The sequence below is a fragment of the Bacillus canaveralius genome, assembly GCF_002860125.1.
Taxonomy (GTDB): Bacteria; Bacillota; Bacilli; order Bacillales; family Cytobacillaceae; genus Bacillus_BJ; species Bacillus_BJ canaveralius.
Genome location: NZ_PGVA01000014.1, coordinates 141,224 through 168,191, shown reverse-complemented (window position 1 = coordinate 168,191; position 26,968 = coordinate 141,224). Strand labels below are relative to the sequence as shown.

Sequence of the window (26,968 nt, the reverse complement as noted above, 5' to 3'; positions counted from 1 at the left end):
TTACACAAGATAGAATAATAACAAATAGTATATTGGTTGTAAAGTGTTTTTTCTTGTCAGGCTCATAAAAAGTACTAAAAAGGCTTAAACGGAAGCTTAAAACCGCCTTTTTTCTTGCCTTTTTGCTGCATGCCTGTCATTTGCTTCATCATTTTCTTCATTTCTTCGAATTGCTTGAGCAGACGGTTGACTTCTTGAATCGATGTCCCGCTTCCTTTTGCAATTCGCTTTCGCCGTCCGGCGTTGATCACATCAGGATGGATTTTTTCAGCCTTTGTCATCGACTGAATAATCGCTTCAACATGGGTGATCTGCTTTTCATCAATTTGCAGATTGTTTAAGCCTTTAATCTTGTTTGCTCCAGGCATCATTTTCAACAGTTCATCAAGCGGTCCCATATTGCGGACCTGACCAAGCTGTTCAAGAAAGTCATCGAGAGTAAAAGAGGCGGTGCGCATTTTTTCTTGAAGTTCTTTCGCCTTTTCCTCATCGACATTTGCCTGAGCCTTCTCGATTAAGGTGAGCATGTCTCCCATTCCGAGAATCCTTGATGCCATTCGTTCTGGATGGAACGTCTCAAGCGCATCAAGCTTTTCACCAAGACCGACGAATTTAATCGGTGTATCGGTTACGGATCGGATCGACAGTGCTGCTCCACCGCGGGTATCGCCATCGAGCTTGGTCAGAACAACTCCGGTTAATCCGAGCTGCTCGTTAAAGCTCTGTGCGACATTGACAGCATCCTGCCCCGTCATTGCATCGACAACAAGAAAAATTTCATCCGGATTTGAAAGCTCTTTGATTTGCTTCAGCTCGTCCATTAGCGTTTCATCGACATGCAGACGGCCTGCTGTATCAATCAAAACATAATCATGATGCTGTTCTTTTGCTTCAGCAATCGCCTGTCTGGCAATTTCGACAGGACTGACCTCGTCACCAAGCGAAAAGACCGGCATATTCAATTGCTTCCCGAGCGTTTCCAGCTGTTTAATGGCCGCCGGACGATACACATCAGCCGCGACGAGCAAAGGCTTTCTGTTGTACTTTTTCCGAAGCAGATTTGCTAATTTGCCTGAAGTCGTCGTTTTCCCGGCACCTTGCAGGCCAACCATCATAATCACAGTCGGCGGGCGGTTGGCTGCGGCGATTTTGCTTTCTTCGCCGCCCATTAAGGCAGTCAGCTCTTCTTTGACAATTTTGATAACCTGCTGGCCGGGAGTCAGGCTTTTCAGCACTTCCTGGCCGACCGCACGCTCACTGACTTTTTTGATAAATTCTTTGACTACCTTAAAGTTAACGTCCGCTTCCAGCAAGGCAAGGCGCACGTCACGCATCATTTCCTTAACATCCGCTTCGGAAACTTTTCCTTTGCTGCGGATTTTTTGCATCGTACTCTGCAGTCGGTCGGCCAATCCTTCAAATGCCATTGTTTGCCGCCTCCTAATCTAATTTCTCAAGCTCTGCAACCGCTTGTAAAAGGCGATCCTCCGGGTCACCCGAAGTGATCATTTCTTTTATGTTTGAAATGAGCTTGCTTCGCTCTTGAAATTTTTCAAATAATAACAGCTTTTCCTCATATTCTTCAAGCATTGCTTCTGTGCGTTTGATGTTGTCGTACACGGCCTGGCGGCTGACATCATACTCTTCGGCAATCTCTCCGAGGGAATAGTCTTCGAGATAATAAAGGGACATATAGCTGCTCTGCTTCGGGGTTAACAACGACTGGTAAAAATCGTACAAATAGTTCATACGCGTTGTTTTGTCCAGCATCACTCATCCCCCCTTGTTAAGTGAAAAGCCTTTACATAGATATTTTACACAGTTATGCCTTCTATGTCAAGAAAATATCTTTACAGATCATCCGGTCAGTATTTGTCAGTCTCGATAAAAAAACCGGATGAAACAGGTCCATCCGGGTTGTGCTTACTCTTCTTCATCAACGAGATCGGCAAAAAGTCCATACACGTATTTCTCGGCATCGAATTCCTGAAGGTCATCCATTTTCTCGCCAAGCCCGACAAATTTAACCGGGATCTGCAATTCATTTCGGATTGCCAGCACAATTCCGCCTTTCGCTGTTCCATCCAGTTTTGTCAGGACAATCCCGCTAACATTTGTCGCTTCTTTAAACGTTTTCGCCTGGACTAACGCGTTTTGCCCGGTTGTCGCATCGAGAACAAGGAGAACCTCGTGGGGAGCTCCGGGAATTTCCCTTTCAATGACACGCTTTACTTTTTCAAGCTCGTTCATTAGATTCACTTTATTCTGGAGGCGGCCGGCGGTATCGCAAAGAAGAATATCGGCTTTGCGTGCTCTGGCAGACTGGATAGCATCATACATGACCGCGGCGGGGTCGGAGCCGGGCGCTTGCTTAATAACATCGGCTCCAACCCGCTCTCCCCACACTTCCAGCTGTTCGATTGCCCCGGCCCGGAATGTATCCCCGGCGGCGAGGACGACATTTTTTCCTTCACCTTTGAATTTATGGGCCAATTTGCCGATTGTTGTCGTTTTCCCGACACCATTAACACCGACAAATAAAATGACAGTCAGTTGATCCTGCTGAAGGTTTACATGCGAGGAGCCAGCATCACCGCCATCATAAATTTCAACGAGCTTTTCAGAAATGACGGCTTGAACGTCACGGGGGTCGTGGATATTGCGGCGCTTCACTTCCATTTTCAGTTCATCTACCAGCTCCATCACCGTTTCAAAACCAACATCGGCCTGGATCAATATTTCCTCCAGCTCTTCAAAAAAATCCTCATCGACTTTACGGTAGCGGGCGACAAGATCATTCACTTTCCCGCTGAAATTATCACGTGTTTTACTGAGCCCGTCCTTGAATTTTCCCGTTACGCTGTCCGTTTGTTTCGTGATCGATTCCTTTAGTTTTTTAAAGAAGCTCATCATCCTACTCCTTTACGATTATATTATTTCTTTAGATTCCTCAAGGCGTACGGAAACAAGCTTTGATACTCCTGATTCCTGCATTGTTACGCCATAAAGGACATCGGCCTCTTCCATCGTACCCTTTCTATGGGTAATGACGATAAATTGGGTTCCCGAGCTGTATCGTTTTAAATACTGGCTGAATCTGAAGACGTTGGCCTCATCAAGCGCTGCTTCAACCTCATCTAAAATACAGAAAGGAACAGGACGGACCTTTAAAATCGAAAACAGCAGGGCAATCGCAGTCAAAGCCCGTTCCCCGCCGGATAATAGGCCGAGATTTTGCAGTTTTTTTCCGGGAGGCTGAGCAACGATGTCAACGCCTGTGTTCAGCAAGTCGTCTGGATCTGTCAGGCGAAGATCGGCTCGTCCACCGCCGAATAAGGCCTGGAACACACCCTCAAAATGAGAACGGATTGCGTAGAAAGTCTGCTCAAACCGTTTCTTCATTTCATCGTCCATCTCGTCAATTACCTGAAACAGTGTATCCTTTGCTTCTTGAAGATCATTCTTTTGTTCGAGCAGGAACTCATATCGTTCCGAAACCCGTTCATACTCCTCGATCGCACCCAGATTCACTGTGCCGAGTTCTTCGATGGCAAGCTTGATCAGCTTTACTTTTTTCCGGGCTTCATCAGGAGGAATTGAAAGCGAGAACTGTTCTTTTGCTCCTTCGAACGATAGCAAATACTCTTCACGAAGAACCCTCAGCCTGTTTTCAAGCTCGACATCAAGGCGAGTTAGTTTTACTTCCTCATCTTTAAGAACGGTGATGAGCCCTTTATGCTGGCGTTTTAACTCCTTCACTTCCCGCTCTGCATCATCGAGATTGTGATGCATTTTTAACCGTTCATCCCTTCTCGATGAAATCAGTTTGATCGTTTCATTTTTATCATTCAGCTTTCGTTTGGCTGCATCTTCCAGTTGCTGCTCTCCGGAATAATTATCGGTCATCTCCGAGGAAAGCAATTGTAAATCCTCCTGATGGGCCGTTCGCCGCTGTTCATGCTCATTCAGTTCGCCCGTCATTCGTTCAAGCTGCTCAAGCCGTGAGTGCAGCTGCTCCTTCTTCGCAGCAAGCGTGACCTTCAGTTCACTTATTTCTCCAGAAAGCGTCTCCTTTGAGGTCATCGCACTCGTTTTCTGCTCTGTCAGCTGGGCAATTTCTGTATCGAGAGCTGAAATCCGCTCCCCTGAAGAATCAAGCAAGGCATAAAGCTCATCTTTCCTGGCGGTAAGCCTGGCCTGCTCATCGGCAAACTGGAGCATATCCATATCGTATAGGGCCAACCGTTCGTTAACATTTTTTTCTTCCAGTTCCACTTCGCGGAGATTCCCCTTTAATGACTGTTCTTTCATCCGCAGTTCTTCTCCGGTTTTTCGCGACTGTTCGAGACTGGCTTCCTTCTCCTGTATAGTTGCCTTGATTTTTTTTACTTTATCTTCAAGCTCGGCTGTTTTGCTCTCCATGTCAGCCAGCTTTTCTTTAAGGTTTTCGAGTTCGCCTTTTCGGCTCAACAGCGAAGACGTTTTTTGCTTCACAGCGCCACCGGTCATCGAGCCTCCCGGATTGACTATATCCCCTTCAAGCGTCACCAGCCTGCAGCGGTATTGCAGCAGTCTGGCCATTTCGTTTGCCCCTGTTAGATCTCTGGAAACAACCGTATTGCCAAGCAAATTTGCAACAGCGGCCGCGAATTTGCCATCAAAGCCGACAAGGCTCTCGGCGGTGCCGATAAAGGATGAGTGCTGCCGTACTGACTGCAGCTGTGCCGGCGCCAAAGATTTCCCTTTCATTACACTTAGCGGAAGAAAGGTTGCCCGCCCAAATGCATTCTGCTTTAAATACTGGATTGCGGTTCTTGCGTTCTGTTCGTTATCAACAACAATATGCTGCATCGCGCCGCCAAGAGCAGTTTCAACTGCTACCTGGAATTCCTGCGGAACCTGGATAAGCTCGGCAACCGCCCCTTCGATACCTTGCAGCTTTGAATTGCGGGCTTTTAATACTTCTTTGACTCCCTGGAAAAAGCCTGAATAGTCATCTTCCATTTCCTCAAGCATTTCTTTTCGCGATTTCGCCTGCTGTAAAAATTGGTATGCTTGATAGAGCGTTTTTTCTTGTTTCTGATAATTTGCTTTTAAGGTTTCCAGATTTCTCTGATCTTCCATAAACGTATGGACTTGTTTTTCAAGCTGGGATTTTGTTGAAAGCAGCTTGGCTTCAATCCCGGCCTTTTTTTCTTCAATCGCCTGACGGTCCGCCAAAAACTTTCCATTCTCCCCATCAAGCTTTGAGTTTCTCGCCTGGTGTTGCTCAAGCTGCTGGTCAATATAGCTGATTTCATTTTTCGCGCTTGCCTGTTCATTGAGCCTCTCAATGTAATCACTTTTCAACGATTCTATCTTTTCTTCAATATTTTCGCTGAACAAGCTGATATGCTGCTGTTTTTCACTGAGCCGTTCCTCAAGGTGGGCCGCTTCGCTCTGAAGTTTCAAAGCTTCGCTTTCATGGACGGCTTTTTCCTCTTTGAGAACGGCTATTTTTTTTGACAAGTCCGCAAGGTTTTGTTGAATCTGCTCTTTATTTTGCGAGGCATTTTTCTTTCTTTCCTTTAAAACCTCTTTACGGCCCTCCAATTTCTCAAGCTCTTCACTTGCATGCAGAAGCACATTTTGCAAATCATTGATTGATTCATCAAGCGCTGCAATCCGATCGCGCGATTCTTCGATTTTGGCTTCTTTCAATTGCAGCTCTGCAGATAATTTTCCTTCATCATTTTGATGTTGTTCGAGCTGTTTCGAGAGCTGGTCCCATTTCTGGTGAAGATCCTCTATTTCATGCACAGTCAGAGCAACTTCGATTTTTTCAAGCTCTTCTTTTTGCTCCAGATAATCTTTCGCAATTGAAGCCTGTATTTTAAGTGGTTCCACCTGGCCTTCAAGCTCATGCAAAATATCGTTGACACGATTCAGGTTTTCCCGTGTCTCAAACAGCTTGGCCTCCGCTTTTTTCTTTCTTGATTTATATTTTAGAACGCCGGCGGCTTCTTCAAAGATCGTTCTTCGCTCCTCCGCCTTGCTGTTCAAAATTTCCTCTACTTTTCCCTGGCTGATGATTGAGAACGCTTCACGTCCAAGTCCGGAATCCATAAAAAGATCGACGATATCCTTTAACCGGCATTGCTGCTTATTAATCAGAAATTCACTTTCTCCTGAACGGAACACGCGTCTTGTCACGCTTACCTCATTATAATCAATCGGTAAAGCTTGATCCTCATTATCGAGTGTTAACGTGACTTCGGCAAAATTGAGCGCCTTTCTTGAATCGCTTCCGGCAAAGATAATATCCTCCATTTTTGTGCCGCGAAGGGACTTTGCTGACTGTTCACCGAGCACCCAGCGAATGGAATCCGTAATATTGCTTTTGCCGCTGCCGTTCGGGCCGACAACAGCGGTTACACCCGGAACAAAATCAACGCCAATCCGTTCAGCGAACGATTTAAAACCAACAACATCGAGTCGCTTTAAATACACTTTATGTCCCCCTCATCATGCTAGTCTTTATCCATTTCATGTGCGTCCTGAAGATGGGTTTTTAATTTTTCAAGAGCCATTTGCGCAGCGTGCTGCTCGGCTTCCTTTTTGGAACGGCCGTTTCCAGTACCCAGTTCTGTGCCGTTCAGGGACACTCTCGAAACAAATTCCCGATTATGAGCAGGCCCTTTTTCCAGCATAATTTTATATTCTACCGTACCAGCGCCATCCCGCTGGACCAGTTCCTGTAACTGGCTTTTATAATCCATCACATGAGAAAAAGCACCTGCACTGATTTTCGGAAAAATGACTTGTTCCAAAAATCCGGTAACCGTTTCAATGTCCTGATCCAAATACAATGCCCCTATAAACGCTTCAAAAACATCGGCAAGCAGTGCCGGCCTAGCTCTTCCGCCCGTCATCTCCTCACCCTTGCCGAGTAAGATAAGTTCCCCAAAGGAAAGCTCATTGGCAAACGAGACGAGTGACGGTTCACAGACTACAGCTGCACGAAGCTTTGTTAATTCGCCTTCACTCATCATCGGGTATTTTTTAAAGAGGTATTTGGATACAGTCAACTCGAGTACCGCATCGCCTAAAAACTCCAGCCTTTCATTGTCTTCATAAGGCCGCCTGCGATGCTCATTCACATATGATGAATGGGTAAATGCCTGTTTTAGCAGCTTTTCATCTTTAAATTGAATGCCAATTTTGTTCTGAAAATCTTTAAATTGTTTTTCCTTTGCGCGAAGTGCTTTTTTTTCTTTGTCTCTTCCGTTATTGCGCATAAAAATTCCACCTTGCTCGTAATTTACATCATTTCAAGTTTACAAAAAAAACGCAGAAAAGGGAATTCGCTCCCGAAAATTTTAATTTCCGTACTGGACTGGCTTGTTCCTATTGAAGAAAGCTCCGTAAAAACGGAGCTTTCAATTTAGACGTAGCGGTTACTGACTGTTTTTTATGTAATTAACAGCGTCGCCGACTGTTGCAATTTTTTCAGCATCATCGTCAGAAATTTCCATATCAAACTCGTCTTCCAGTTCCATCACAAGTTCAACAACATCAAGGGAATCAGCGCCTAAATCATCCTTGAAGGAAGCTTCAAGAGTAATTTGGTTTTCATCTACTCCCAAACGGTCAACGATGATCTTGGTTACACGTTCTAGTACATCTGCCATGCTTATTCACCTCCCCTCGGGGACATTATAGTGTATTTTGAAAAGTTAATAAAGGCTTGTCATTGATTTTTAATAGAACGCGGACTTGCCGTTACATGACCATTCCACCGTCAACATGAAGTGTTTGCCCTGTCATGTACCCGCAGTCATCGGAAGCGAGGAATGCGGCAACACGGGCGATATCACCCGGTTCTCCCAGACGCGCAAGCGGAATTTGTTTTAACATTTCTGCTTTTACCTCCTCTGAGAGCTTGTCTGTCATATCGGTCGAGATAAAACCGGGTGCTACGGCGTTGACGAGGATTCCTCGTGAAGCGAGCTCCTTGGCCGTCGTTTTGGTAAGGCCGATTACCCCGGCTTTCGCCGCAACATAGTTGGCCTGTCCGGCATTTCCGCTTACACCGACAATCGAGGAGATGTTAATAATCCGGCCGCTGCGCTGCTTCATCATCTGCCGCGTCACCGCTTTTGTGCAAAGGAACACGCCTTTTAAATTCGTATTAATAACGTCATCCCATTCTTCTTCCTTCATTCTCATTAAAAGATTGTCTCTGGTAATGCCGGCGTTATTGACGAGAATATCGAGTTTCCCAAACTTTTCAAACGTTTCCTTGACCATAGCCGCCACTGAATCGGAATTGGCGACATCGGCCTGGACAGCAAATGCTTCCCGGCCAAGAGCACGAATTTCATCAACAACCTCGTTTGCTCTTGCCTCACTTCCGGAATAGTTGACAGCAACCGAAGCTCCCTGCCTCGCTAATTCCAAAGCAATTTCCCGGCCAATTCCTCTTGATGCGCCGGTGACGAGCGCTGCTTTTCCTTCCAGTTTCATCGCTTTTCCCCCTCTAAGGCTTCCGCTGCCGCTTTACACGAATCTTCGTCAGCTACAGAAAATATTTGTGCACTTCGATCGATCTTTTTTACGAGGCCTGATAACACCCGGCCAGGACCGACTTCAATGAAGGTATCAACGCCGAGCTCAACCATTTTTTTAATTGAATCTTCCCATAGTACCGGTGCATATAGCTGTTCGACAAGTTTATCCTTGATTTCCTCAGCTGATACGATCGGTTCAGCCGTTACATTGGCGATAACCGGTATATTAGGATTATTTACAATCATTCCATCGATCACGGCTTTTAGCTGCTCGGCCGCAGGTTTCATTAAAACTGAATGGAACGGACCGCTCACTTCGAGCTGAATCGCCCGTTTTGCGCCAGCCTCCCGCGCTGCCTCCGACGCCAGCTCAACACCTGTCTTCGAACCGGAAATGACAATCTGTCCCGGGCAATTTAAGTTGGCAAGCTGAACCGGATGTCCAGTAGCGGTAATTCGATCTGTTATAGCAGCCAATACTTCCCTCTCAAGGCCGAGAATCGCTGCCATTGATCCTTCTCCATTTGGAACGGCTGCTTCCATAAATTCGCCTCGTTTTCGGACAGCGTAGACCGCCTCTTCAAAACGGAACGCTCCTGCTGCCACAAGTGCCGTGTATTCACCAAGGCTATGACCGGCGACAAAATCTGCGGCAATGCCGAACTGCTTGAAATACTCGAGCGCTGCGATACTTGCTGTTAACAGGGCTGGTTGCGCATTATACGTTAACGTCAGCTCTTCCTGGGGGCCTTCAAATATTAACTTTGATAGTTTAGAATTTAAGGCCTTATCTGCCTGATCAAAAACACTTTGGACAGCTGCACTCCCATCCGCTAGCGATTTACCCATGCCTACAGTTTGAGAACCCTGACCGGGAAACAAGAAAGCAATTTTTCCCACTTTACAATCTCCTTTCTAATTCATATTCATATTAGTGATCATTTTTTGATGATCCAGATAAAACTGATTCTCCGATCGTTTTCTTAATTGTTCCGGAAACATCTTTTTCAATCATTTCACGGGCCTGGCGGATCGCATGAAAAACAGCGTTCTCATCTGAAGAACCATGCGCTTTTATAACAGGTGCCTTTAAGCCGAACAAACCTGCTCCGCCATACTCGGAATAGTCCATTTTATTCTTTAATTGTACAAGGTCCGGCTTAAGGACTGCGGCCGCCAATTTGCTTTTTAAGCTGCCTGTCAATGCGGTTTTCAGCATTTTAAAGACAGACGAGGCAGTTCCTTCAATCGTTTTTAAAACCATATTTCCTGTGAAGCCGTCTGTAACTACGACATCGGCGGCACCGTCCAGCAAATCGCGTGCTTCTACGTTCCCGACAAAATTCAAATTTGCCGCGCTGATCAGCTCGAAAGCCTTTTTAGCCAGCTCATTTCCTTTCTTTTCTTCCGTTCCAATATTAAGAAGGCCAATTCTCGGGTTTTTAACTCCTCTAACCTTTTCCCAATAGACTGAACCAATGATTGCATATTGCAGCAAGTGTTCCGGCTTCGCATCAACATTGGCACCGACATCGAGCAGTAGAAAGCCTTCACCGCCGATCGTCGGAAGCGTAGGGGACAGTGCCGGCCGTTCAATGCCGTCGATGCGGCCAACGACAAACAAGCCGGCTGCCATCAGTGCTCCGGTGTTTCCGGCTGAAATACAGCCGTCAGCAGCACCGTCAGCAACCTGCTGTGCAGCGAGAACCATCGACGCATTTTTTTTGCGTCGTACAGCTTTAACCGGTTCATCTGTTCCGAGAATAACTTCTTCTGTGTGAATAATCTGAATTCGTTCGTTGTTTGTCAAATAATGATTGATTTGCTTTTCATCACCGACAAGCGTTATATGTATATCCTGGTAAGCTTCAATGGCCTTCATTGCACCGAGGACGATTTCCTTTGGCGCATGGTCGCCACCCATTGCATCTATCGCTATTTTCATTGTGCTCATTCCTTGTGTTATTTTTTTGAACGGTACATTTCAAACTCACCTTGAAAGACGAGCTCGCTATTAACGTAACTGTTCACTTCAACGAGCGTTCTTGCATTTTCAGGATCAATATTCGTGACCCGCGCTTTCGCGATCACGCGTTCTTTCACTTTTACGGGCCTTGTAAACTGGATAGCTGCTTTCGCTGTCAGCGCCAGTTCATCATTGATGACAGCGACCGCCAGCGAGTTGGCCTGGGCGAATAGATGATGTCCTCTGGCAATTTGATTTCGCACAAAAACATGTTCTGCTTTCACATCAAAGATCGAAATCGCACTGCTGTCCAATTCTATATCAATGATTTCCCCAATTACTTCTTCAATCGGCAATGCTCTTACTTCATCCTCAAATGTTTTTTCGGCAACGCTTTTAATCCGCTCCCTTAATTCCGGTATCGACAACTCCAACCGGTCGAGACGGATCGTTTGGACACTTACAGAAAAATCCTCTGCGAGATCTTCATCAGTAATAAACGGATTTTCTTTGATCGTTTCCACCAGCAGCTGCTGCCGTTCTCGTTTGCTTCTTTTCATTTTTTTACACCGTCCGAGATATTAAGACTAGGTACTAATAGTAGTATATAATCAAAAAAAGCAGATTGCAAGAATCTTAATAACCGATTCTTGATCTGCTTTAAGCCGATACCATGTAACGCTGCGAGTCGCATCAATCAAGCTTTTCACCGGAAAGAGCGCCGGATCTTTCCAAAAATTCGCGCAGGAAGCGATATTCATCTGAATTCCAAAACACGTCCGCTTGAATCATCACAGCTGCATCGCTGCGCGCTGTTTCAAGCGCCCTGTAATCGTGGACCATATCGGCTACTTTGAACTCGGGAAGTCCGCTTTGTTTTTTGCCGAAAAAATCACCCGGGCCACGCAGTTCGAGATCTTTTTCACTTAGCACAAAGCCATCGTTTGTTTCAGCCATGATCCGCATTCTTTCCTTGCCTATTTCAGTTTTTGGATTTGCAAGCAGGATGCAGTATGACTGTTCAGATCCCCTGCCGACGCGGCCGCGCAGCTGGTGAAGCTGGGACAGCCCAAACCGTTCAGCGTCATAGATGACCATCACAGTCGCATTCGGCACATTGACCCCGACTTCGACGACCGTTGTTGAGACAAGCACTTGAATTTCGTTCGTGCTGAACGCTTTCATCACTGCTTCTTTCTCATCAAAGCTTAAGCGGCCGTGCATCAGGCCGACTTTATAACGATTCTGGAAATAGTGGGTAAGGGTGCTGTGTACATCAATGGCGTTTTGGACGTCGAGCTTATCCGATTCCTCGATTAACGGACATATCACATAAGCTTGTCTTCCTTGAACAAGCTCCTTTTCCATAAAACCGAGAATCCTGTCAAGCATCTCGTGCTTCGCCCAATATGTTTCAATCTCTTTTCTGCCAGCCGGCATTTCATCGATGACGGAAACGTCCATTTCTCCGAAGGCTGTAATCGCAAGTGTCCTGGGAATCGGGGTCGCTGTCATAAATAAAACATCGGGACTTTGCCCTTTTTCACGAAGAATTCGTCTCTGCTCAACTCCAAAGCGATGCTGCTCGTCAGTGATAACGAAACCGAGCTTCGAGAATTGTACTTCTTCCTGGATAAGGGCATGCGTACCGATCAGCACGTCCACTTCACCAGATTGCAAATCTTCAAGCATTGCTTTTCTCCGTTTGCCTTTTACCGAGCTTGTCAGCAATTCACAGCGAACGCCAAACGGGCTCAACAGGGCATTTAGTGATTCAGCATGCTGTTCAGCCAGTATTTCAGTTGGCACCATTAAAGCGCCCTGGAATCCAGCAGTAACAGTCGCATAGAGCCCGATTGCCGCAACAACGGTTTTCCCCGAGCCAACATCCCCCTGCAAAAGCCGGTTCATTCGATAAGACGATTTCATATCGGCGAGTATTTCATTGATGACACGCTTCTGAGCATCTGTAAGCGGAAAAGGAAGCGCTAATATAAATGCCTTTACCTTTTTTAAATTGTATTTCTGGCTGAAACCGGCCGAATTCTCACGTTCAAATTTGCGAAGTGCCTGTATTCTAATTTGAAAAAATAAAAATTCTTCATAAACAAATCTCCGCCTTGCCTGTTTTACATCCTCGCCTGACATAGGGAAATGCATCAATCTGAGAGCATCACGGCGGTTTAAGAGTTTATATTTTTTTATGATTGAAGCAGGCATTGTTTCTTCAATTTCATGGCTATATTGAGTAAACGCGAGGTTAATATACTTTCGAATCCCCTTGACGGTTATTTTTCCTCTCACCGCATAAACAGGTTCAAATTCCTTCGTTTTTGAATATTCGCCTGACTGCATTTCGTTGCCTGTGATCGTTTGCCTGTGCTGGTCCCATTTTCCGGTTACCGTTATTGTTTCGTTTATTGCCAGTTTGTTTTTTAAATAGGGCTGGTTAAAAAACACGACTTGAATTAAATAGCGGCCAACGAGCAGGCGAACCGTCAGGCGTGACTTTTTTCTTGCATAATAGATTAAGGAAGGCTCACTGTGGACCTTCCCCTCAACCGTAACTCTCTCATCGTGTTTCACTTCTGCCAGATCCTTAAGCCAGTAATCTTCAAACCGGTACGGAAAATGCTCCAATAAGTCCCCGACAGTGAACAGACTCATTTCTGCGAGTGCTTCTGCGGTTTCAGCGCCAATACCTTTGATTATCGTAACAGGTTGATTCAGCGATCCATTCACTTTGACTTGAGCGGAATTCCGAAGATCTTCGCTTCAAGCTCACGGCCTGTCGGAGTTGCCGCCAACCCTCCCTGTGCAGTTTCTCGTAAAGCGACGGGCATTGTTTGGCCGATTTTGTACATGGCATCGATTACTTCGTCACAAGGAATACGACTTGTAATTCCGGCCAGTGCCATATCCGCCGCCACCATCGCATTGGCTGCCCCCATGGCATTTCTTTTCACGCACGGTACCTCAACAAGGCCGGCGACAGGATCACATACTAAACCAAGCATGTTTTTCAAGGTGATCGCCATTGCTTGAGCCGATTGCTCGGGGGTGCCTCCAGCCATTTCGACAATTGCAGCCGCCGCCATGCCTGACGCTGAACCGACTTCAGCCTGGCAGCCGCCTGCAGCTCCTGAAATACTTGCATTGTTGGCGACAACAAACCCGAAAGCACCTGCTGTAAACAGAAATGACACCATTTGCTCCCGCGTTGGATTAAGCTTATTTTTAACCGCGAACAGGGTTCCCGGAACCACTCCCGCAGATCCTGCTGTCGGGGTGGCACAGATCGTCCCCATCGCTGCATTCACTTCATTGGTGGCCACCGCTTTGCTGACGGCATCCAAAATCGTTTCTCCCGAGAGAAAATTGCCTTTTTCGATATATTTCTGCAAAAGGACAGCATCTCCGCCAGTTAAACCTGAATGGGAATGAACACCGTTTAATCCTCTTTCAACGGCCTCCTCCATCACGGTGAGATTTTTATCCATTAAATTGATGACTTGATCCCTCGTCCGGCCAGTCACTTCCATTTCCTGCTCAATCATAATCTCGGATATTTTTTTATTTTGGCTGTCGGCCAATTCAATTAATTCCGCTACATTCCTGAACAACGTGTAGCCCCCTTTCCTGCGTATATGAAAGCGTTATCATATAAATCTCGTGTTATTCTATTATTTTCGTAACCTTTATAATATCCGGCAGCTTTTCAAGCTCCTGAACGATAGACTCGTCAATATTTTGGTCGACTTCAATCGTCATTAAAGCAAGCTTGCCTTTTTCCTTCCGTGACACTTCCATATGCCCAATATTCAGTTTATACTTTGCGAGCGTATTCGAAACGTTCGCAATCGCCCCAAACCTGTCATTGTGGACGACGAGAATTGCCGGTTGATGGCCGGAAAGCTTCAGTTCAAATCCATTCAATTCAATGATTTCAATCTTCCCTCCGCCAATTGAGATGCCGACCAGTTCCAGTTCACCTTCTTCGTCCCCAATTGAAATTCTGGCTGTATTCGGATGGTCTGTGACCGCATCCTCTTCAACAAACTCTACCTTTATACCGCTTTTTTTGGCAATCTTAATCGAGTCAATAATCCGTTCATCAAACGTATCGAAGTCAAGTATACCTCCGACGATCGCCACATCGGTTCCATGACCTTTATATGTTTTAGCAAAGGAGCCATATAAAGAAATATTCGCCCATTTCGGTTCGCGGCCAAACAAGCTTCTGGCTACTTTGCCAATTCTGGCAGCACCGGCTGTATGGGAGCTCGACGGGCCAATCATAATTGGACCGATAATATCAAAAACACTTCTATATTTCATGACAGCTTTCCTCCCCCGAATAAAGTTTTTTTTGCCTTTTGGCTCCTGTTCGGAGCGGAGCAACTATATGATACTTTTAGTTCCATCGTTCGTTATACAACAAGAAATAGAAGGGGGGACCCTTCTATTTCTGCTATGAAATGATGCAATTCGCTGTCAGCGCGCACTACGTCCGCGTCTCCACAGAAATAGCAGCTTTACTCGATGGCAAAGATAAACGCGTACAGCGGCTGTTCGCCGTTATGCACTTCAACTTCTATATCATCGTATGTTTCCTCAATAAAAGAGACAAGTGTTTTGACATCATCTTCTGATGCATCTTCCCCTTTTAAAATCGTAAGGATCTCCGTATCTTCATTGATTAGGTTCGTCAACAGTTCTTTTGCTGACTTGATTTTATCCTGATCCTTGACAACGATTTTCCCTTCGGCAATTCCCATGAAATCGCCTTTCGCAATCGTTAGTCCGTCGATGGACGTATCGCGGACAGCATAAGTAATTTGCCCGGTTTTAACAGCGCCGAGAGCCTCTGACATTGCTTGCTGATTTTCAGACAAGTCCGCACCCGGGTTGAAAGCAAGCAGTGCCGACATTCCCTGAGGAACCGTTTTTGAAGCGATCACGATTACTTCTTCATCAGATACATCTGCAGCCTGCTCGGCAGCCATGATGATATTTTTATTATTTGGAAGGATAATAACTTTTTTCGCGTTTACTTCCTTGACTGCTTTTACAATATCCTCTGTGCTTGGGTTCATTGTTTGGCCGCCTTCAATAACGGCATGGGCGCCAATGCTTCGGAACAATTCGGCGATCCCCTTACCCATTGAAACGGTAACAATTCCGTACTCCCGTTTTTCTTTTGGCGTTGATGCCTGTTCAGAAGCAAGCGGCTTCAGGTTTGTTTCGAGCAGATTGGAATGCTGTTGCCGCATGTTTTCTACTTTCATGTTTATTAAGCTGCCATATTTCTGCCCGTAGCTCAAAACATCTCCCGGCCGTTCGGAGTGTATATGCACTTTGACAAGCTCCTCGTCGGCAATCACAAGCAGTGAGTCTCCGTACTGGCTCAAGTCCTGGCGGAAAGTATCCTCGGAAAATGGTGATTTTTTAAGCTTCCCCGCTTCAAATTTAACCATAAATTCCGTACAATAGCCAAATTTAATATCTTCAGTATTAATATGGCTGTGAACGTTTTTATGATGCTCAGCGCTAACAAGGTCACCCATGTTCGGAAGGGATGGGGAATCTGAAAGTTTTTCACCTTTAAGCTCGGCAAGAAAGCCTTCGTATACGAGAACAAGCCCCTGTCCGCCGCTATCGACGACGCCGACTTCTTTCAAAACAGGCAAAAGGTCCGGTGTCCGCTTAAGGGAAGCCTTCGCTTCTTTCAGCACTGCTTCCATGACTGCAACCAAGTCAGTTTCTTTTTTGGCGGCTTGTACCGCTTTCCTGGCCGAGTCTTTCGCCACGGTTAAAATGGTTCCTTCAACAGGCTTCATCACTGCTTTATAGGCCGTTTCAACGCCGGATTCCAACGCAAAGGCAAATTCCGCTGTCGTAACAGATGGTTTTTGCTCAATATGCTTCGAAAATCCGCGGAACAACTGTGACAGAATAACTCCTGAATTACCCCGCGCTCCCATCAACAGACCCTTTGATAAAGCTATCCCCACTTTACCGATATGCTGCTGCACGTTATTTTTAACTTCCTTTGCTCCAGAAGTCATCGATAGGTTCATGTTCGTCCCTGTATCACCATCCGGAACTGGAAAAACGTTCAACGCATCGACCATTTTCGCATTAGCAGACAAATGGTTGGCTCCCTGGATCACCATTTCCGCGAAGCGTATTCCGTCTAAAACTTTAATTGCCACAAATCTTTCCTCCTCACTAAGTGTTCGTAAGTGAACCGTTGTACGAACTTGTTCACAAGTGAATGTTTTGACGAACAAAGTATACGTAAAACAGAACCCTCTTACGAACTTAAGGGTTCGTTACACGAACGCCCTGAACGTAAATATTTACCGAGTCAACGGCAAGCCCAACAGTTTTATCAAGCGTATATTGAACCTTTGATTGAACGTTGTGAGCAACCTCGGAAATTTTCGTTCCATAACTTACTATAATATACATGTCAATATGTACTTCATCGTTTTCCTGGCGGACGACTACACCGCGGGTGAAATTTTCTTTTCGCAAAATTTCTGTCAGGCCATCTTTAATTTGGCTTTTAGACGCCATCCCGACAATCCCGTAGCAGTCAACAGCTGCTCCACCGGAAATAGTAGCAATGACTTCATTTGAAATGTCAATTTGCCCGTACTGTGTTTTAAGTTCGATGGACATGAAACGTTCCCCCTTTGGAAATTGCTCCTTGGCTAAAGACATTTTACTATAACAGCTACAAATTTGAAAGCTATTCTTCGCCAGTCTTATTATTGAGCATGCGCCACAGTCCTATGTCAAGCAAATTTTCTTGAAAGCTCTGATCGCAGCTATTGCATTAAAGGCGGTTGTATGATAAATTATTAAGGTATCTTTTGATGTAAGAACTAATGTTAATCGTAAAGCGAAGAAAAAATAGTTTCTGTTTTGGTAGTTAGGAGGGAAATATATGCCACGCAAATGTGTGATCACTGGTAAATCAACTCGTTCAGGGAATGCTCGTTCCCATGCGATGAACGCTAACAAACGTACTTGGGGTGCCAACCTTCAAAAAGTTCGCATTCTTGTAGACGGAAAACCTAAACGTGTTTGGGTTTCTGCGAGAGCGCTCAAATCCGGTAAAGTAGAACGCGTATAATAAGACACCCCATGAGGGTGTCTTTTCTTTTTCCAGATGAAAAATTGAGATGCGTTTGCGATAGTTATGAGAAAATTGGATATTCCACGCAAAATAAGAGCACCCATTTGCGCGGGTGCTCAGGCGGCTTTTTTCAGAAAGGTTGTCTGTCCGGGAAGGCATATGTTATGCATCCAGCTATATATTATTCTATCAGCCTTTTTTAAAGGCCCCTAACATCGCACGGACAAGACCACCCAACACCTTTGGCAGTTTAATCGTATAAAATCTCATCATGTCCCTCCTCACCATCTCACGCGTGTATCTCTCGTTTTATTCGTTCCTTTCATCATATTCAAAAAGAACGATTTTGTACTTTCTTAATTAATTTGCTCAAGGCTTTAATCACAACTTCTTATCACCATTATTATGCCTTCATGAAAGGAAAAAGTACCACGATCATCAATAAGTTCATTACTAATACATAGTGTTGAGCCGAGTGGAATATGACAGTTTGTTAACGGATATTTGAATCCTGTAAGGGTAAGGCCTTCGACGGACAGCGTTATCGGGACGAATGATACATACTTTCTGTCCGGCGTTTTTTTTATTTCGTATGTCCCTTCACTTTTTATGTAAATGTTGTTCTGGCAATCGATCAATTCGAGATCGATATTCTTTTTGTTCAGAATCGGCTTAAGCAGGAGCTGGATATTCGCAAATAAATGGTCAAGCCGGCCGCCTGTCGCTCCAAATATATTTATTTTTTGCGGATTTTGCCTTATTGCCCATTCTACTGCCAGTTCCATATCTGTCTCGTTTTTCTCGGGCTTAAACTTCTGCAGTTCATCGACATGCTGTTCGATAAAAAGCATTTCCTCTCCATTAACAGAATCAAAGTCACCAACAGCAATCTCCGGCTCAATCCCTTTTGAAAGGAGCGTATATACTCCCCTGTCTACGCCGAGCCACTTTACATTTTCTTTCATATATTCCGTTAAATCCGGCAAAAGCTCTTCAGGTCCACCCGCTAAAATATTAATAATCATTCAATCACCTGTTTTCGTATGCTTTTATTCTAAAAAAATAGCTAAAAAAGCCAGCCTTTTTTCAGCTGACTTCTTTACCGATTTTGTTCCCTTCTTAACATAGAGATTGCTTTTCCCCTGTCCGGCGCGTTATAAATAGCAGAACCTGCGACAAGGACCGTTGCGCCTGCCTCAATACATTGTTTCGCCGTTTCTTCATTGACACCGCCGTCAACTTCGATTTCAATTGCGAGACCCATTGTTTCGATCATTTCCTTCAGTTTTTTGATTTTCGGCAACACAGCCGGAATAAATTTTTGCCCGCCAAAGCCAGGATTTACCGACATTAATAACACGATATCAACATCGGCAAGAACCTCTTGAATTGATTCAACAGCTGTGGCCGGATTTAAGACAACCCCGGCCTTCACACCAAAGGATTTAATATAATGGATCGTCCGGTGAAGATGGCGGCAAGCCTCGACATGAACGGTTAAATAATCGGCGCCCGCTGTCGCAAATGCTTCAATAAAATGATCAGGATTTTCAATCATTAAATGAACGTCAAGCGGGAGCTTTGTGACCGGGCGAATCGCATCAACAATCAACGGCCCGATCGTAATGTTTGGCACAAAATGGCCATCCATGACATCGACATGAATATAGTCCGCTCCACCAAGTTCTACATCCTTTATTTCTTCCCCAAGCTTTGAAAAATCAGCTGACAAAATAGAGGGTGCAATTTTGACCATCATTAATACCTCGGCTTTCTATCTTTGATTTCCTGCAGAAAATCCTGATAATGCTGATAGCGATAAGCGGGGATTTCCCCGTTTTCAACCGCTGCTTTAACAGCGCATTTTGGTTCTTTCGAATGAAGGCAGCCCCTGAATTTGCATTCTTCACTCTTTATATTGATTTCAGGAAAGCAATAATTGAGATCTTCAGCATCAATATCGGTAAATTCCAGTGAGCTGAAGCCGGGAGTATCTGCAACAAGTCCGTCCGCAACGTCAATCAGCTCGACATGGCGGGTTGTATGCTTTCCACGGCCGAGATGCGCAGAAATATCACTTGTTTTCAAGTGAAGATCGGGACGAAGCGCATTAAGCAAAGAAGATTTGCCGACGCCGGATTGGCCTGCAAACACAGAAATAATTCGCTGCAAATGAGGTAATAGTTCGTGAATTCCATCCTCAGTCTCCGTTGAAGTCAGCAACACATCATAGCCTGCATCTCGGTAATGATCGGCATAGCGATTGATTTCAGCGCGATCCGCTTCAGTCGTTAAATCCATTTTTGTAATACATATAAGCGGCTTGATATGGTTAAACTCAACAAGGACAAGAAAACGGTCGAGCAGGGCGGTGCTGAAATCAGGCTCGACTGCTGAAAAGACGAGAATCGCTTGGTCAACATTCGCAATCGGTGGGCGGACAAGTTCATTTTTCCGCTCGCCGATTTCCAAAATATAACCGTCTGTTTCGTTTTCAATTTGAAAAACAACATTATCCCCGACAAGAGGCGTAACCTTGTTTTTGCGGAATACACCTCTGCCCCTGCATTGGAAGATTTGATCATCGCTCAAAACATAATAAAAACCGCTCAGCGCTTTTATAATTTTGCCTTCAGGCATAGCAGCACTCCTTGTTTTTTAATCTTCCGGATACTCAATCACATCTTCCTTATATACCCTGCCATCGCGGATAATTTTATATCCTGCTGTGTCGCCGCGTTTAATCAAGAATTCAAGGACTATATCTCTATTCTCGGTAATAGTAAGGTCTTCATACGGGACGGTCATGCTATTGTTCATATCTTCAATATAAATTAGCACTTGCTGGGGTTGGCCTGCAACCTCAGGCTCATACAGCACCGTAACCGTCTCTCTAACTGGTTTTGCTGGAATTTCTTGTTTGCCTAAAGAGAGAACAACCGTTAATTTATCGCCCTTGTTGAGTTTGCTCCCTGGCTGCGGGGATTGCGAAATCACTTGGCCGTTTGGAACGGTGTCATCGTATTGCTCCTCTGACATATCAAGCATTAGACCGGCTGAATCAGCATAGTTTTTCACGTTCGCGCTCGTATAACCCCTTAAATTGGCAAGGGTAATCGCCTCGGGCCCTTTGCTGACTGTAAATTCGAGTTCGGTTTCCTCAGGCGTGACGGCTTCTCTCGGATCGATATTCTGTTCAAGAATCGTCCCTGGCTCGCTGTCATCATGAATTTCTTTTTTGCTGATATCCTTAAAATTTTTATCTTCAAGAAGTCGGACAACGTCATCGTATTGGCGGCCGCTGTAGTCGGAAAGCTCAAATTTCTCTTTCCCGATGCTCACAAACATATCAATGTTGCTTCCTACTTTGACCTGCCTGCCCTGGCGGGGATTTGTGCGGACCACAAGGCCCTCTTCGATCTCATCATCTGTTACTTCTTTCGTTTCATCAATGACAAGGCCGGCAGCGGTAAGCTCATCAGTTGCCTCTTCAACATCCATTCCGCTAACATCGGGAATTTTGATTTCTTTAGGTGCAAGCAGATCCGGGAAAACCGTTACCGCCAAAATACCCAGTATAACAAGGAAGGCAAATACAGAAACTAGAATGATCGGCCCTTTTTTCTTTTTCTTATTTTTGTTATCCTTGTTCTTTCCCAAACCGTTCTGTTCGGTATCTGGAGCGGCGCTATTTCCTCTCACAAGCGTTTCATCCAAATTACGGTTATGCTGATCATTTGTGATGATTGGAATCGCCTTTGTTGTTTCATCGTCCTGCGGAACGACAAATTTTTGTTCATTGAGCCGTTCCGGGAGAAGGGCGGTCCGCAAGTCCTCTTCCATGTCTTCCACACTGTTATAACGGTGAAACGGGTCTTTTGCGGTTGCTTTTAAAACAATATTTTCAACACTTTGCGGAATCCCCGGATTCCACCTTTTTAAAGATGGCGTTTCGGATTGCAAGTGCTTTAAGGCTATCGAAACAGCCGATTCACCTGAAAACGGGAGCCTCCCGGTCAGAAGCTCAAACATGACAATGCCTAGAGAATAAATATCAGATTTTTTGTTGGCCATTCCGCCTCTCGCCTGCTCGGGCGACAAATAATGGACAGATCCAAGCACTGAATTGGTTTGCGTAATACTCGTCGCACTTAGCGCCATCGCAATCCCAAAATCGGTGATTTTCACATTGCCGTTCCGGTCAATTAAAATATTATGCGGCTTGATGTCCCTGTGGACGATATGGTTCTGGTGCGCGTGCGATATCGCGCTCGTCAGCTGCTGTAAAATTTCAAGCGCTTCATCAATCGGGATCGGCGAGTTTTGCTGTATGTATTGTTTTAATGTTTGTCCATTCACGTATTCCATTACAATATAGTAAAGATCATCTTCTTCTCCCACATCGTAGATGCTGACGATGTTTGGATGCACAAGGCTTGTCGCAGATTGTGCCTCACGGTGGAACCGGCGAATAAATTCCTCATCATTTGCGAAATCAAGCCGAAGCATTTTTACGGCTACATCCCGATCAAGAATCATGTCGTGGGCCAGGTAAACATTTGCCATTCCGCCCCCGCCAATCATGTCGAGAATCTTATAGCGGCCGCTTATTCTTTTTCCGATTATCATTCTATTCACCACTCTCGATGCTGTCTAAAAATTCGACAATAACAAGGGTGATATTGTCCTCACCACCGTTATCATTCGCAAGTTTGATGAATGCGGCTGCTTTTTCTTCAAGACTTTCGTCACGACCGAGGATTTCCTCAAGCTCGGCGCAGCTTAATTTATTTGATAAACCGTCAGAGCACAAAAGCAAACGGTCACCTTCTTCAAAGATGATCGTCTTAATGTCCATGTCAACCGTTTTTTCGGTACCGAGTGCCCTGAGCAGGACATTTTTCCGTGGATGGTGTTCAGCATCTTCTTTTGTAATTTGTCCGGACCTGACCAGCTCATTGACGAGCGAGTGGTCCTCGGTAATCTGGCTAAAGCCGCTCTCATTTAAAATATAGCAGCGGCTGTCACCGATGTTTGCGATTGTTGAAAACCGGTCTGTACTGATTGCCGCCACAATCGTTGTGCCCATGCCTTCGCACTCAATGTTTTGGACAGCATGATCAAACAGCTGTGAGTTTACCTTTGAAACATGCTGCCTGAACCATTGTTCGGCCTCTTCTGCCGTTTCGATTTCTTTTGTTTCTTCCCAATAAGCTTTCATGCTTGCCAGTGCCATTTTGCTCGCAACATCACCGGCACGGTGGCCGCCCATGCCATCTGCGACAATGGCAAGGCGCTGTCCGCTCCGATTTTCAAACACTCCGCCATTATCTTCGTTGTGCTGGCGGATTTTTCCCCGGTCTGTCATAAACACAGCCTTCATACCGTCACCTCGTCTCTTCCTTGCGCTCCTTTGCACGAAGTTGTCCGCATGCTGCATCGATATCATGACCGTGCTCGCGGCGGATCGTCACATTAACCCCGTGCTTCTTTAATGTTTTTTCAAACAAAAAAATTTGATCGCGTGGCGTTCTCACATAATCCCGCTCCGGAACATAATTGACCGGAATTAAATTGACATGGCATTTAACGCCTTTAATCAGTTCAGCTAGTTCCTCAGCATGCTCAACCTGATCATTCACACCGCCAAACAATCCATACTCAAAGCTGATGCGCCGACCTGTTTTTTCAATATAATAGTCGACGGCTTTCATGAGATCCGGAAGCTTATAGGCGCGGTTAATTGGCATTAAGCGGCTTCTGATCTCGTTATTTGGGGCGTGGAGAGAGATCGCGAAGTTTATTTGCATATTTTCATCGGCAAATTGATAAATCTTCGGAATAATCCCGCTCGTCGACACTGTGATATGGCGTGCTCCGATATTAAGAGCTTGATCATGGTTAATGATTTTTAGAAACGAGAGCATACTGTCGTAATTATCGAATGGTTCACCAATTCCCATGATGACGACTGAGCTAATCCGCTCATTTGTTTCATCAAGTGCCTGTTGTACTTTTACGACCTGGGCGACAATTTCTCCTGCTTCTAAATTTCTTTTTAAGCCCCCAAGTGTTGATGCACAAAAAGTACAGCCGATCCGGCAGCCTACCTGTGTCGTGACACATACTGAATTTCCGTAGTCATGCCGCATTAATACTGTCTCAATAGAGGTACCATCAAGCATTTCAAACAGGAATTTGATCGTTCCATCCTTAGAGGTTTGCTGAATGATTGTCTTAAGCGTTGTTATCGTAAAATTTTCAATCAGCTTCGTTCGCAATCCTTTTGAGAGATTCGTCATGTCTTCAAATTCTGCAACTCTTTTGTGGTATAGCCATTCAAAAATCTGCGCGGCTCGAAATGTTTTTTCATTATTACTCTTAAGCCATTCCTCCAACTCGTGCAGCTCGAGAGAATATATGCTTGGCTTTTTTAGTTCTTGTGATTGTTCTTTTGTTGTTTTTAACTGTTCCAAGTTAGTGCACCTTCTTTCTTAAGCAAGCAATGTAGAATCCATCTGATCCAATATCCTGGGGCAGAATTTGCAGCATATGCCCGTCGACCAATGGTTTTATTGCTTCCGGCATCCGGTCTCTTAATGAATCATCCCCTTCAAAATCAGGATTCTTCAGTAAAAATTCATTGACTGCCAGTTCGTTCTCCTCTTGATCTACTGTACATGTACTGTAGACAATTAAGCCATCGTTTTTAATTAATGGAGCAACTGCCGCCAACAGTTCGAGCTGGATTTCCTTTAAGCGCTGGATATCTTCCGGTTGCTTCGTATATTTCATATCAGGCTTTCTTCTCATAACTCCAAATCCAGAGCATGGGGCGTCAAGCAAGATCCGGTCAAACGATTCTGCGTGAAAGCGATCCTGGACGTGACGGCTGTCCATTGTGGCTGTTTCGATATTATCTAGGCCGAGCCGTCGCGCTGAGGCGTTGATTAGCTTTACCTTATGCTCATGGAGATCAAGTGAAATCACTTTTCCGCTGCCAGTAAGTTTCTCGGCAATATGGGTCGATTTTCCTCCAGGTGCTGCGCAAGCATCGAGAATCATTTCATCCTTTTGGACATTTAGTGCATATGCAGCAAGCATCGAGCTTTCATCCTGGATCGTCAACAGCCCGTCCTTAAAAGCAGTCGACGCTGCTAAATTTCCTTTTAAGCATTTGACAGCTTCCTGAATGATTGGGCTCGGCTCAACATTAAAGCCTTGCGCACGCAAAATATCGAGACACTCTTCCCGAGTCGTTTTCGTTAAGTTAACTCTAGCTGTCTGTAGGGGCGCAGTCAAATTAATTTCGCACATTTTTTTTGCTTTTTCAAATCCTAATTGGTTAACCCATCTATGAACGAGCCAGGCTGGGTGGCTTGTTTCAATCGAAAGCCGTTCAATGGGGTCGGTTATTTTATCAAGACTGGGCAGCCCTTGCCGCTGAACGTTTCGCAATACTCCGTTTACCATGCCCGAGATCCCTTTGTGACCTCTTTTTTTCGCAATTTCTACCGCCTCAAAGATCGCTGCCCGATCAGGAATTTTATCCAAAAAAACCATCTGATATAAGGTGATTCTCAACAAATATAGCACCCAGCGCTCAAGCTTGCGGTTATCTTTGATAAACGGCTCGAGGAAATAATCAAGAGTCATCCTGCGCTGCAGTGTTCCATACGTCAGTTCGGTCAAGAGCCCGACATCTTTCTGATTAAGCTCGTTTTTCTCAATCACTTTATTGAGGAGCAAATTGCTGTAGGATTGATTCTTATCGATTGCTTCTAAAAGTTCAACGGCTGTTTCTCTTACATTTTTAGTCGTTTTCATTTTACTCCCCTAATGTCATTCCCACCGTTAAGCCCAAACCGGATCCGCGCATAAATTGTTCCGCAGTCATCCGGTTTTTTCCCGCCGGCTGAAGTTCAGAAATCTTGATCGCTGTCTGGTTGCCTGTAGCTACAATAAAACCATCCGCATCTATGGCGATGATCGTGCCCGGAGCCGCGTCAGCGCTTGAGTTGATTTTTTCGGCCTTCCATACCTTCAAAACGGCTCCGTTCATAGTAGTGTAGGCTACAGGCCATGGATTTAAACCGCGAATATGGTCATATATTTGTTCACCTGTTTTCGACCAATCAATTCTTTCTTGTTCCCTTTTAATATTGTAGGCAAATGTCGCTTCTTCTTCGTTTTGAGCAATAGATTGCAGTGTTCCATCAAGCAGTTTCGGCAGCGTTTCTGATAGCAGCTTCGCACCTGCTGCACTTAATTTATCATGAAGCGTTCCAACTGTATCATCCTCTGTTATCGGCACTTCTGCCTGCGTTAAAATATCACCGGCATCGAGTTTTTCAACCATGTACATGATCGTAATACCGGTTTTTTGTTTCCCCTGAATGATCGCATAATGAATCGGCGCCCCGCCGCGAAGTTCGGGCAGCAATGATGCATGAACATTGATGCATCCATAACGGGGAGCTTCAAGCAGTCTCTTCGGCAGGATTTGTCCGAACGCAGCTGTCACGATCAGATCAGGCTTTAGTGCCAAAATCTTCTCAAGCTCTTCAGGCTGGCGGATTTTCTCGGGCTGATAGACCGGGATCCCTTGTTTGACAGCCTCCACTTTGACAGGCGGGGGAGTCATCACTCTTTTTCTGCCGACTGGCCTGTCCGGCTGGGTAACAACGGCAATCACTTCATAGCCGTCCGCGATAATTTGTCTTAAAACCGGAACCGAAAAATCGGGAGTTCCCATAAATACGATTTTTGTCACTCATCCCCAACCCCTTCCAACTCATCCTCGCTCAAAACTTTTGTTATTTTGGATGTAAATAAAATTCCGTGCAAATGGTCAATTTCATGGAGAAGGGCCCGGGCCAGAAAATCATCAGCCTCGATCGTGTACTGTTTGCCCTTCCGATCAAATGCTTTTACTTTTACAAAAAAAGGCCTGGCTACTTCGCCAAACAGACCAGGGAAACTCAGGCATCCTTCCGGACCGATCTGCTCTCCTGCCACTTTGACAATTTCCGGATTAATCAGTTCGATCGTTCCCTCTTCATCATCAAGGTCGACAATTGCAATTTGCTTGTTTAAGCCTACTTGTGGCGCGGCCAGTCCAACACCGTCAAATTCAATCATCGTCTCATACATATCATCAAGAAACCTGGCCAGTTTTTTATCAAAAACCGTTACCGGTTCACAAGGCTGCTCTAAAATCTCTGCTGGATATGTTACAATTTTGCGTACTCCCAATGCTGTTCCTCCAATATTTGTTCTGAAAAACAGGCACCGCGTTGTTAAGGT

The 26,968-nt window shown here is 45.2% G+C and carries 26 protein-coding genes; 1 reads left to right on the top strand and 25 read right to left on the bottom strand.

Annotation, left to right across the window (positions count from 1 at the left end):
* Positions 1 to 74: 74 nt before the first annotated feature.
* The 15 genes from ffh to CU635_RS07640 form a co-directional block, all read right to left on the bottom strand.
* Positions 75 to 1,427 carry a signal recognition particle protein gene (gene ffh, locus CU635_RS07710; protein ID WP_101576593.1) on the bottom strand — a complete coding sequence of 451 codons (1,353 nt, stop codon included), beginning with the start codon at positions 1,425 to 1,427 and terminating at the stop codon, positions 75 to 77.
* A gap of 13 nt (positions 1,428 to 1,440) precedes the next feature.
* The gene (locus CU635_RS07705) at positions 1,441 to 1,770 is read right to left on the bottom strand and encodes a putative DNA-binding protein (protein ID WP_101576592.1); all 330 of its coding nucleotides are present in this window, start codon (positions 1,768 to 1,770) and stop codon (positions 1,441 to 1,443) included.
* A 153-nt stretch (positions 1,771 to 1,923) separates the two neighbouring features.
* Positions 1,924 to 2,910, bottom strand: coding sequence for a signal recognition particle-docking protein FtsY (ftsY, locus tag CU635_RS07700; RefSeq protein WP_101576591.1), 987 nt, complete (start codon positions 2,908 to 2,910; stop codon positions 1,924 to 1,926).
* An 18-nt stretch (positions 2,911 to 2,928) separates the two neighbouring features.
* Positions 2,929 to 6,489 (bottom strand): chromosome segregation protein SMC, encoded by a 3,561-nt coding sequence (smc, locus tag CU635_RS07695; RefSeq protein ID WP_101576590.1) that lies wholly within the window; start codon positions 6,487 to 6,489, stop codon positions 2,929 to 2,931.
* Positions 6,490 to 6,509: 20 nt separating this feature from the next.
* Entirely contained in the window at positions 6,510 to 7,277 is a 768-nt protein-coding gene (rnc, locus tag CU635_RS07690) for a ribonuclease III (RefSeq protein WP_101576589.1), read from the bottom strand.
* Positions 7,278 to 7,436: 159 nt separating this feature from the next.
* The gene (gene acpP, locus CU635_RS07685; protein ID WP_101576588.1) at positions 7,437 to 7,670 is read right to left on the bottom strand and encodes an acyl carrier protein; all 234 of its coding nucleotides are present in this window, start codon (positions 7,668 to 7,670) and stop codon (positions 7,437 to 7,439) included.
* Positions 7,671 to 7,761: 91 nt separating this feature from the next.
* The gene (gene fabG / locus CU635_RS07680; RefSeq protein ID WP_101576587.1) at positions 7,762 to 8,505 is read right to left on the bottom strand and encodes a 3-oxoacyl-[acyl-carrier-protein] reductase; all 744 of its coding nucleotides are present in this window, start codon (positions 8,503 to 8,505) and stop codon (positions 7,762 to 7,764) included.
* Positions 8,502 to 9,449 (bottom strand): ACP S-malonyltransferase, encoded by a 948-nt coding sequence (gene fabD, locus CU635_RS07675; RefSeq protein ID WP_101576586.1) that lies wholly within the window; start codon positions 9,447 to 9,449, stop codon positions 8,502 to 8,504. Before fabD ends, fabG begins: the two co-directional genes overlap by 4 nt.
* A 31-nt stretch (positions 9,450 to 9,480) precedes the next feature.
* A complete protein-coding gene (gene plsX / locus CU635_RS07670; protein WP_101576585.1) occupies positions 9,481 to 10,494 on the bottom strand; it encodes a phosphate acyltransferase PlsX in 1,014 nt (337 codons plus the stop codon).
* A gap of 17 nt (positions 10,495 to 10,511) precedes the next feature.
* Positions 10,512 to 11,075: a transcription factor FapR gene (gene fapR / locus CU635_RS07665; RefSeq protein WP_101576584.1), complete on the bottom strand. Its 564-nt coding sequence runs from the start codon at positions 11,073 to 11,075 to the stop codon at positions 10,512 to 10,514.
* 133 nt (positions 11,076 to 11,208) lie between these two features.
* Positions 11,209 to 13,257, bottom strand: coding sequence for an ATP-dependent DNA helicase RecG (recG, locus tag CU635_RS07660; RefSeq protein WP_101576583.1), 2,049 nt, complete (start codon positions 13,255 to 13,257; stop codon positions 11,209 to 11,211).
* Complete coding sequence (gene sdaAA, locus CU635_RS07655) at positions 13,254 to 14,138, bottom strand: L-serine ammonia-lyase, iron-sulfur-dependent, subunit alpha (RefSeq protein ID WP_101576582.1); 885 nt, start codon at positions 14,136 to 14,138, stop codon at positions 13,254 to 13,256. The genes recG and sdaAA overlap by 4 nt, the downstream gene beginning before the upstream one ends.
* A 52-nt stretch (positions 14,139 to 14,190) precedes the next feature.
* On the bottom strand, positions 14,191 to 14,853 hold the full coding sequence (gene sdaAB, locus CU635_RS07650) for an L-serine ammonia-lyase, iron-sulfur-dependent subunit beta (protein WP_101576581.1): 663 nt from the start codon (positions 14,851 to 14,853) through the stop codon (positions 14,191 to 14,193).
* A gap of 197 nt (positions 14,854 to 15,050) precedes the next feature.
* Positions 15,051 to 16,730, bottom strand: a complete 1,680-nt coding sequence (locus tag CU635_RS07645) for a DAK2 domain-containing protein (RefSeq protein ID WP_101576580.1) — start codon at positions 16,728 to 16,730, stop codon at positions 15,051 to 15,053.
* Positions 16,731 to 16,839: 109 nt separating this feature from the next.
* Positions 16,840 to 17,202: an Asp23/Gls24 family envelope stress response protein gene (locus CU635_RS07640; protein WP_101576579.1), complete on the bottom strand. Its 363-nt coding sequence runs from the start codon at positions 17,200 to 17,202 to the stop codon at positions 16,840 to 16,842.
* A gap of 268 nt (positions 17,203 to 17,470) precedes the next feature.
* Between CU635_RS07640 and rpmB the strand changes: the two genes are divergently transcribed.
* A complete protein-coding gene (gene rpmB / locus CU635_RS07635) occupies positions 17,471 to 17,659 on the top strand; it encodes a 50S ribosomal protein L28 (protein ID WP_101576578.1) in 189 nt (62 codons plus the stop codon).
* A gap of 192 nt (positions 17,660 to 17,851) precedes the next feature.
* On the opposite strand, the gene spoVM is transcribed toward rpmB, so the two are convergent.
* From spoVM to def, 10 genes are all read right to left on the bottom strand, one after another.
* The gene (gene spoVM / locus CU635_RS07630) at positions 17,852 to 17,932 is read right to left on the bottom strand and encodes a stage V sporulation protein SpoVM (RefSeq protein ID WP_101576577.1); all 81 of its coding nucleotides are present in this window, start codon (positions 17,930 to 17,932) and stop codon (positions 17,852 to 17,854) included.
* Positions 17,933 to 18,039: 107 nt separating this feature from the next.
* On the bottom strand, positions 18,040 to 18,687 hold the full coding sequence (locus tag CU635_RS07625) for a thiamine diphosphokinase (RefSeq protein ID WP_101576576.1): 648 nt from the start codon (positions 18,685 to 18,687) through the stop codon (positions 18,040 to 18,042).
* A 74-nt stretch (positions 18,688 to 18,761) separates the two neighbouring features.
* Positions 18,762 to 19,418 (bottom strand): ribulose-phosphate 3-epimerase, encoded by a 657-nt coding sequence (gene rpe, locus CU635_RS07620; protein WP_101576575.1) that lies wholly within the window; start codon positions 19,416 to 19,418, stop codon positions 18,762 to 18,764.
* A 2-nt stretch (positions 19,419 to 19,420) separates the two neighbouring features.
* Complete coding sequence (rsgA, locus tag CU635_RS07615; protein ID WP_101576574.1) at positions 19,421 to 20,302, bottom strand: ribosome small subunit-dependent GTPase A; 882 nt, start codon at positions 20,300 to 20,302, stop codon at positions 19,421 to 19,423.
* An 18-nt stretch (positions 20,303 to 20,320) separates the two neighbouring features.
* Positions 20,321 to 22,291: a Stk1 family PASTA domain-containing Ser/Thr kinase gene (pknB, locus tag CU635_RS07610; protein ID WP_101576573.1), complete on the bottom strand. Its 1,971-nt coding sequence runs from the start codon at positions 22,289 to 22,291 to the stop codon at positions 20,321 to 20,323.
* Position 22,292: 1 nt separating this feature from the next.
* Positions 22,293 to 23,045: a Stp1/IreP family PP2C-type Ser/Thr phosphatase gene (locus tag CU635_RS07605; protein ID WP_101576572.1), complete on the bottom strand. Its 753-nt coding sequence runs from the start codon at positions 23,043 to 23,045 to the stop codon at positions 22,293 to 22,295.
* 4 nt (positions 23,046 to 23,049) lie between these two features.
* The gene (gene rlmN, locus CU635_RS07600; RefSeq protein WP_101576571.1) at positions 23,050 to 24,138 is read right to left on the bottom strand and encodes a dual-specificity RNA methyltransferase RlmN; all 1,089 of its coding nucleotides are present in this window, start codon (positions 24,136 to 24,138) and stop codon (positions 23,050 to 23,052) included.
* A gap of 1 nt (position 24,139) precedes the next feature.
* Positions 24,140 to 25,489, bottom strand: a complete 1,350-nt coding sequence (rsmB, locus tag CU635_RS07595; protein ID WP_101576570.1) for a 16S rRNA (cytosine(967)-C(5))-methyltransferase RsmB — start codon at positions 25,487 to 25,489, stop codon at positions 24,140 to 24,142.
* A gap of 1 nt (position 25,490) precedes the next feature.
* Complete coding sequence (gene fmt / locus CU635_RS07590; protein WP_101576569.1) at positions 25,491 to 26,435, bottom strand: methionyl-tRNA formyltransferase; 945 nt, start codon at positions 26,433 to 26,435, stop codon at positions 25,491 to 25,493.
* Complete coding sequence (def, locus tag CU635_RS07585) at positions 26,432 to 26,917, bottom strand: peptide deformylase (protein WP_101576568.1); 486 nt, start codon at positions 26,915 to 26,917, stop codon at positions 26,432 to 26,434. Before def ends, fmt begins: the two co-directional genes overlap by 4 nt.
* Positions 26,918 to 26,968: the final 51 nt, after the last annotated feature.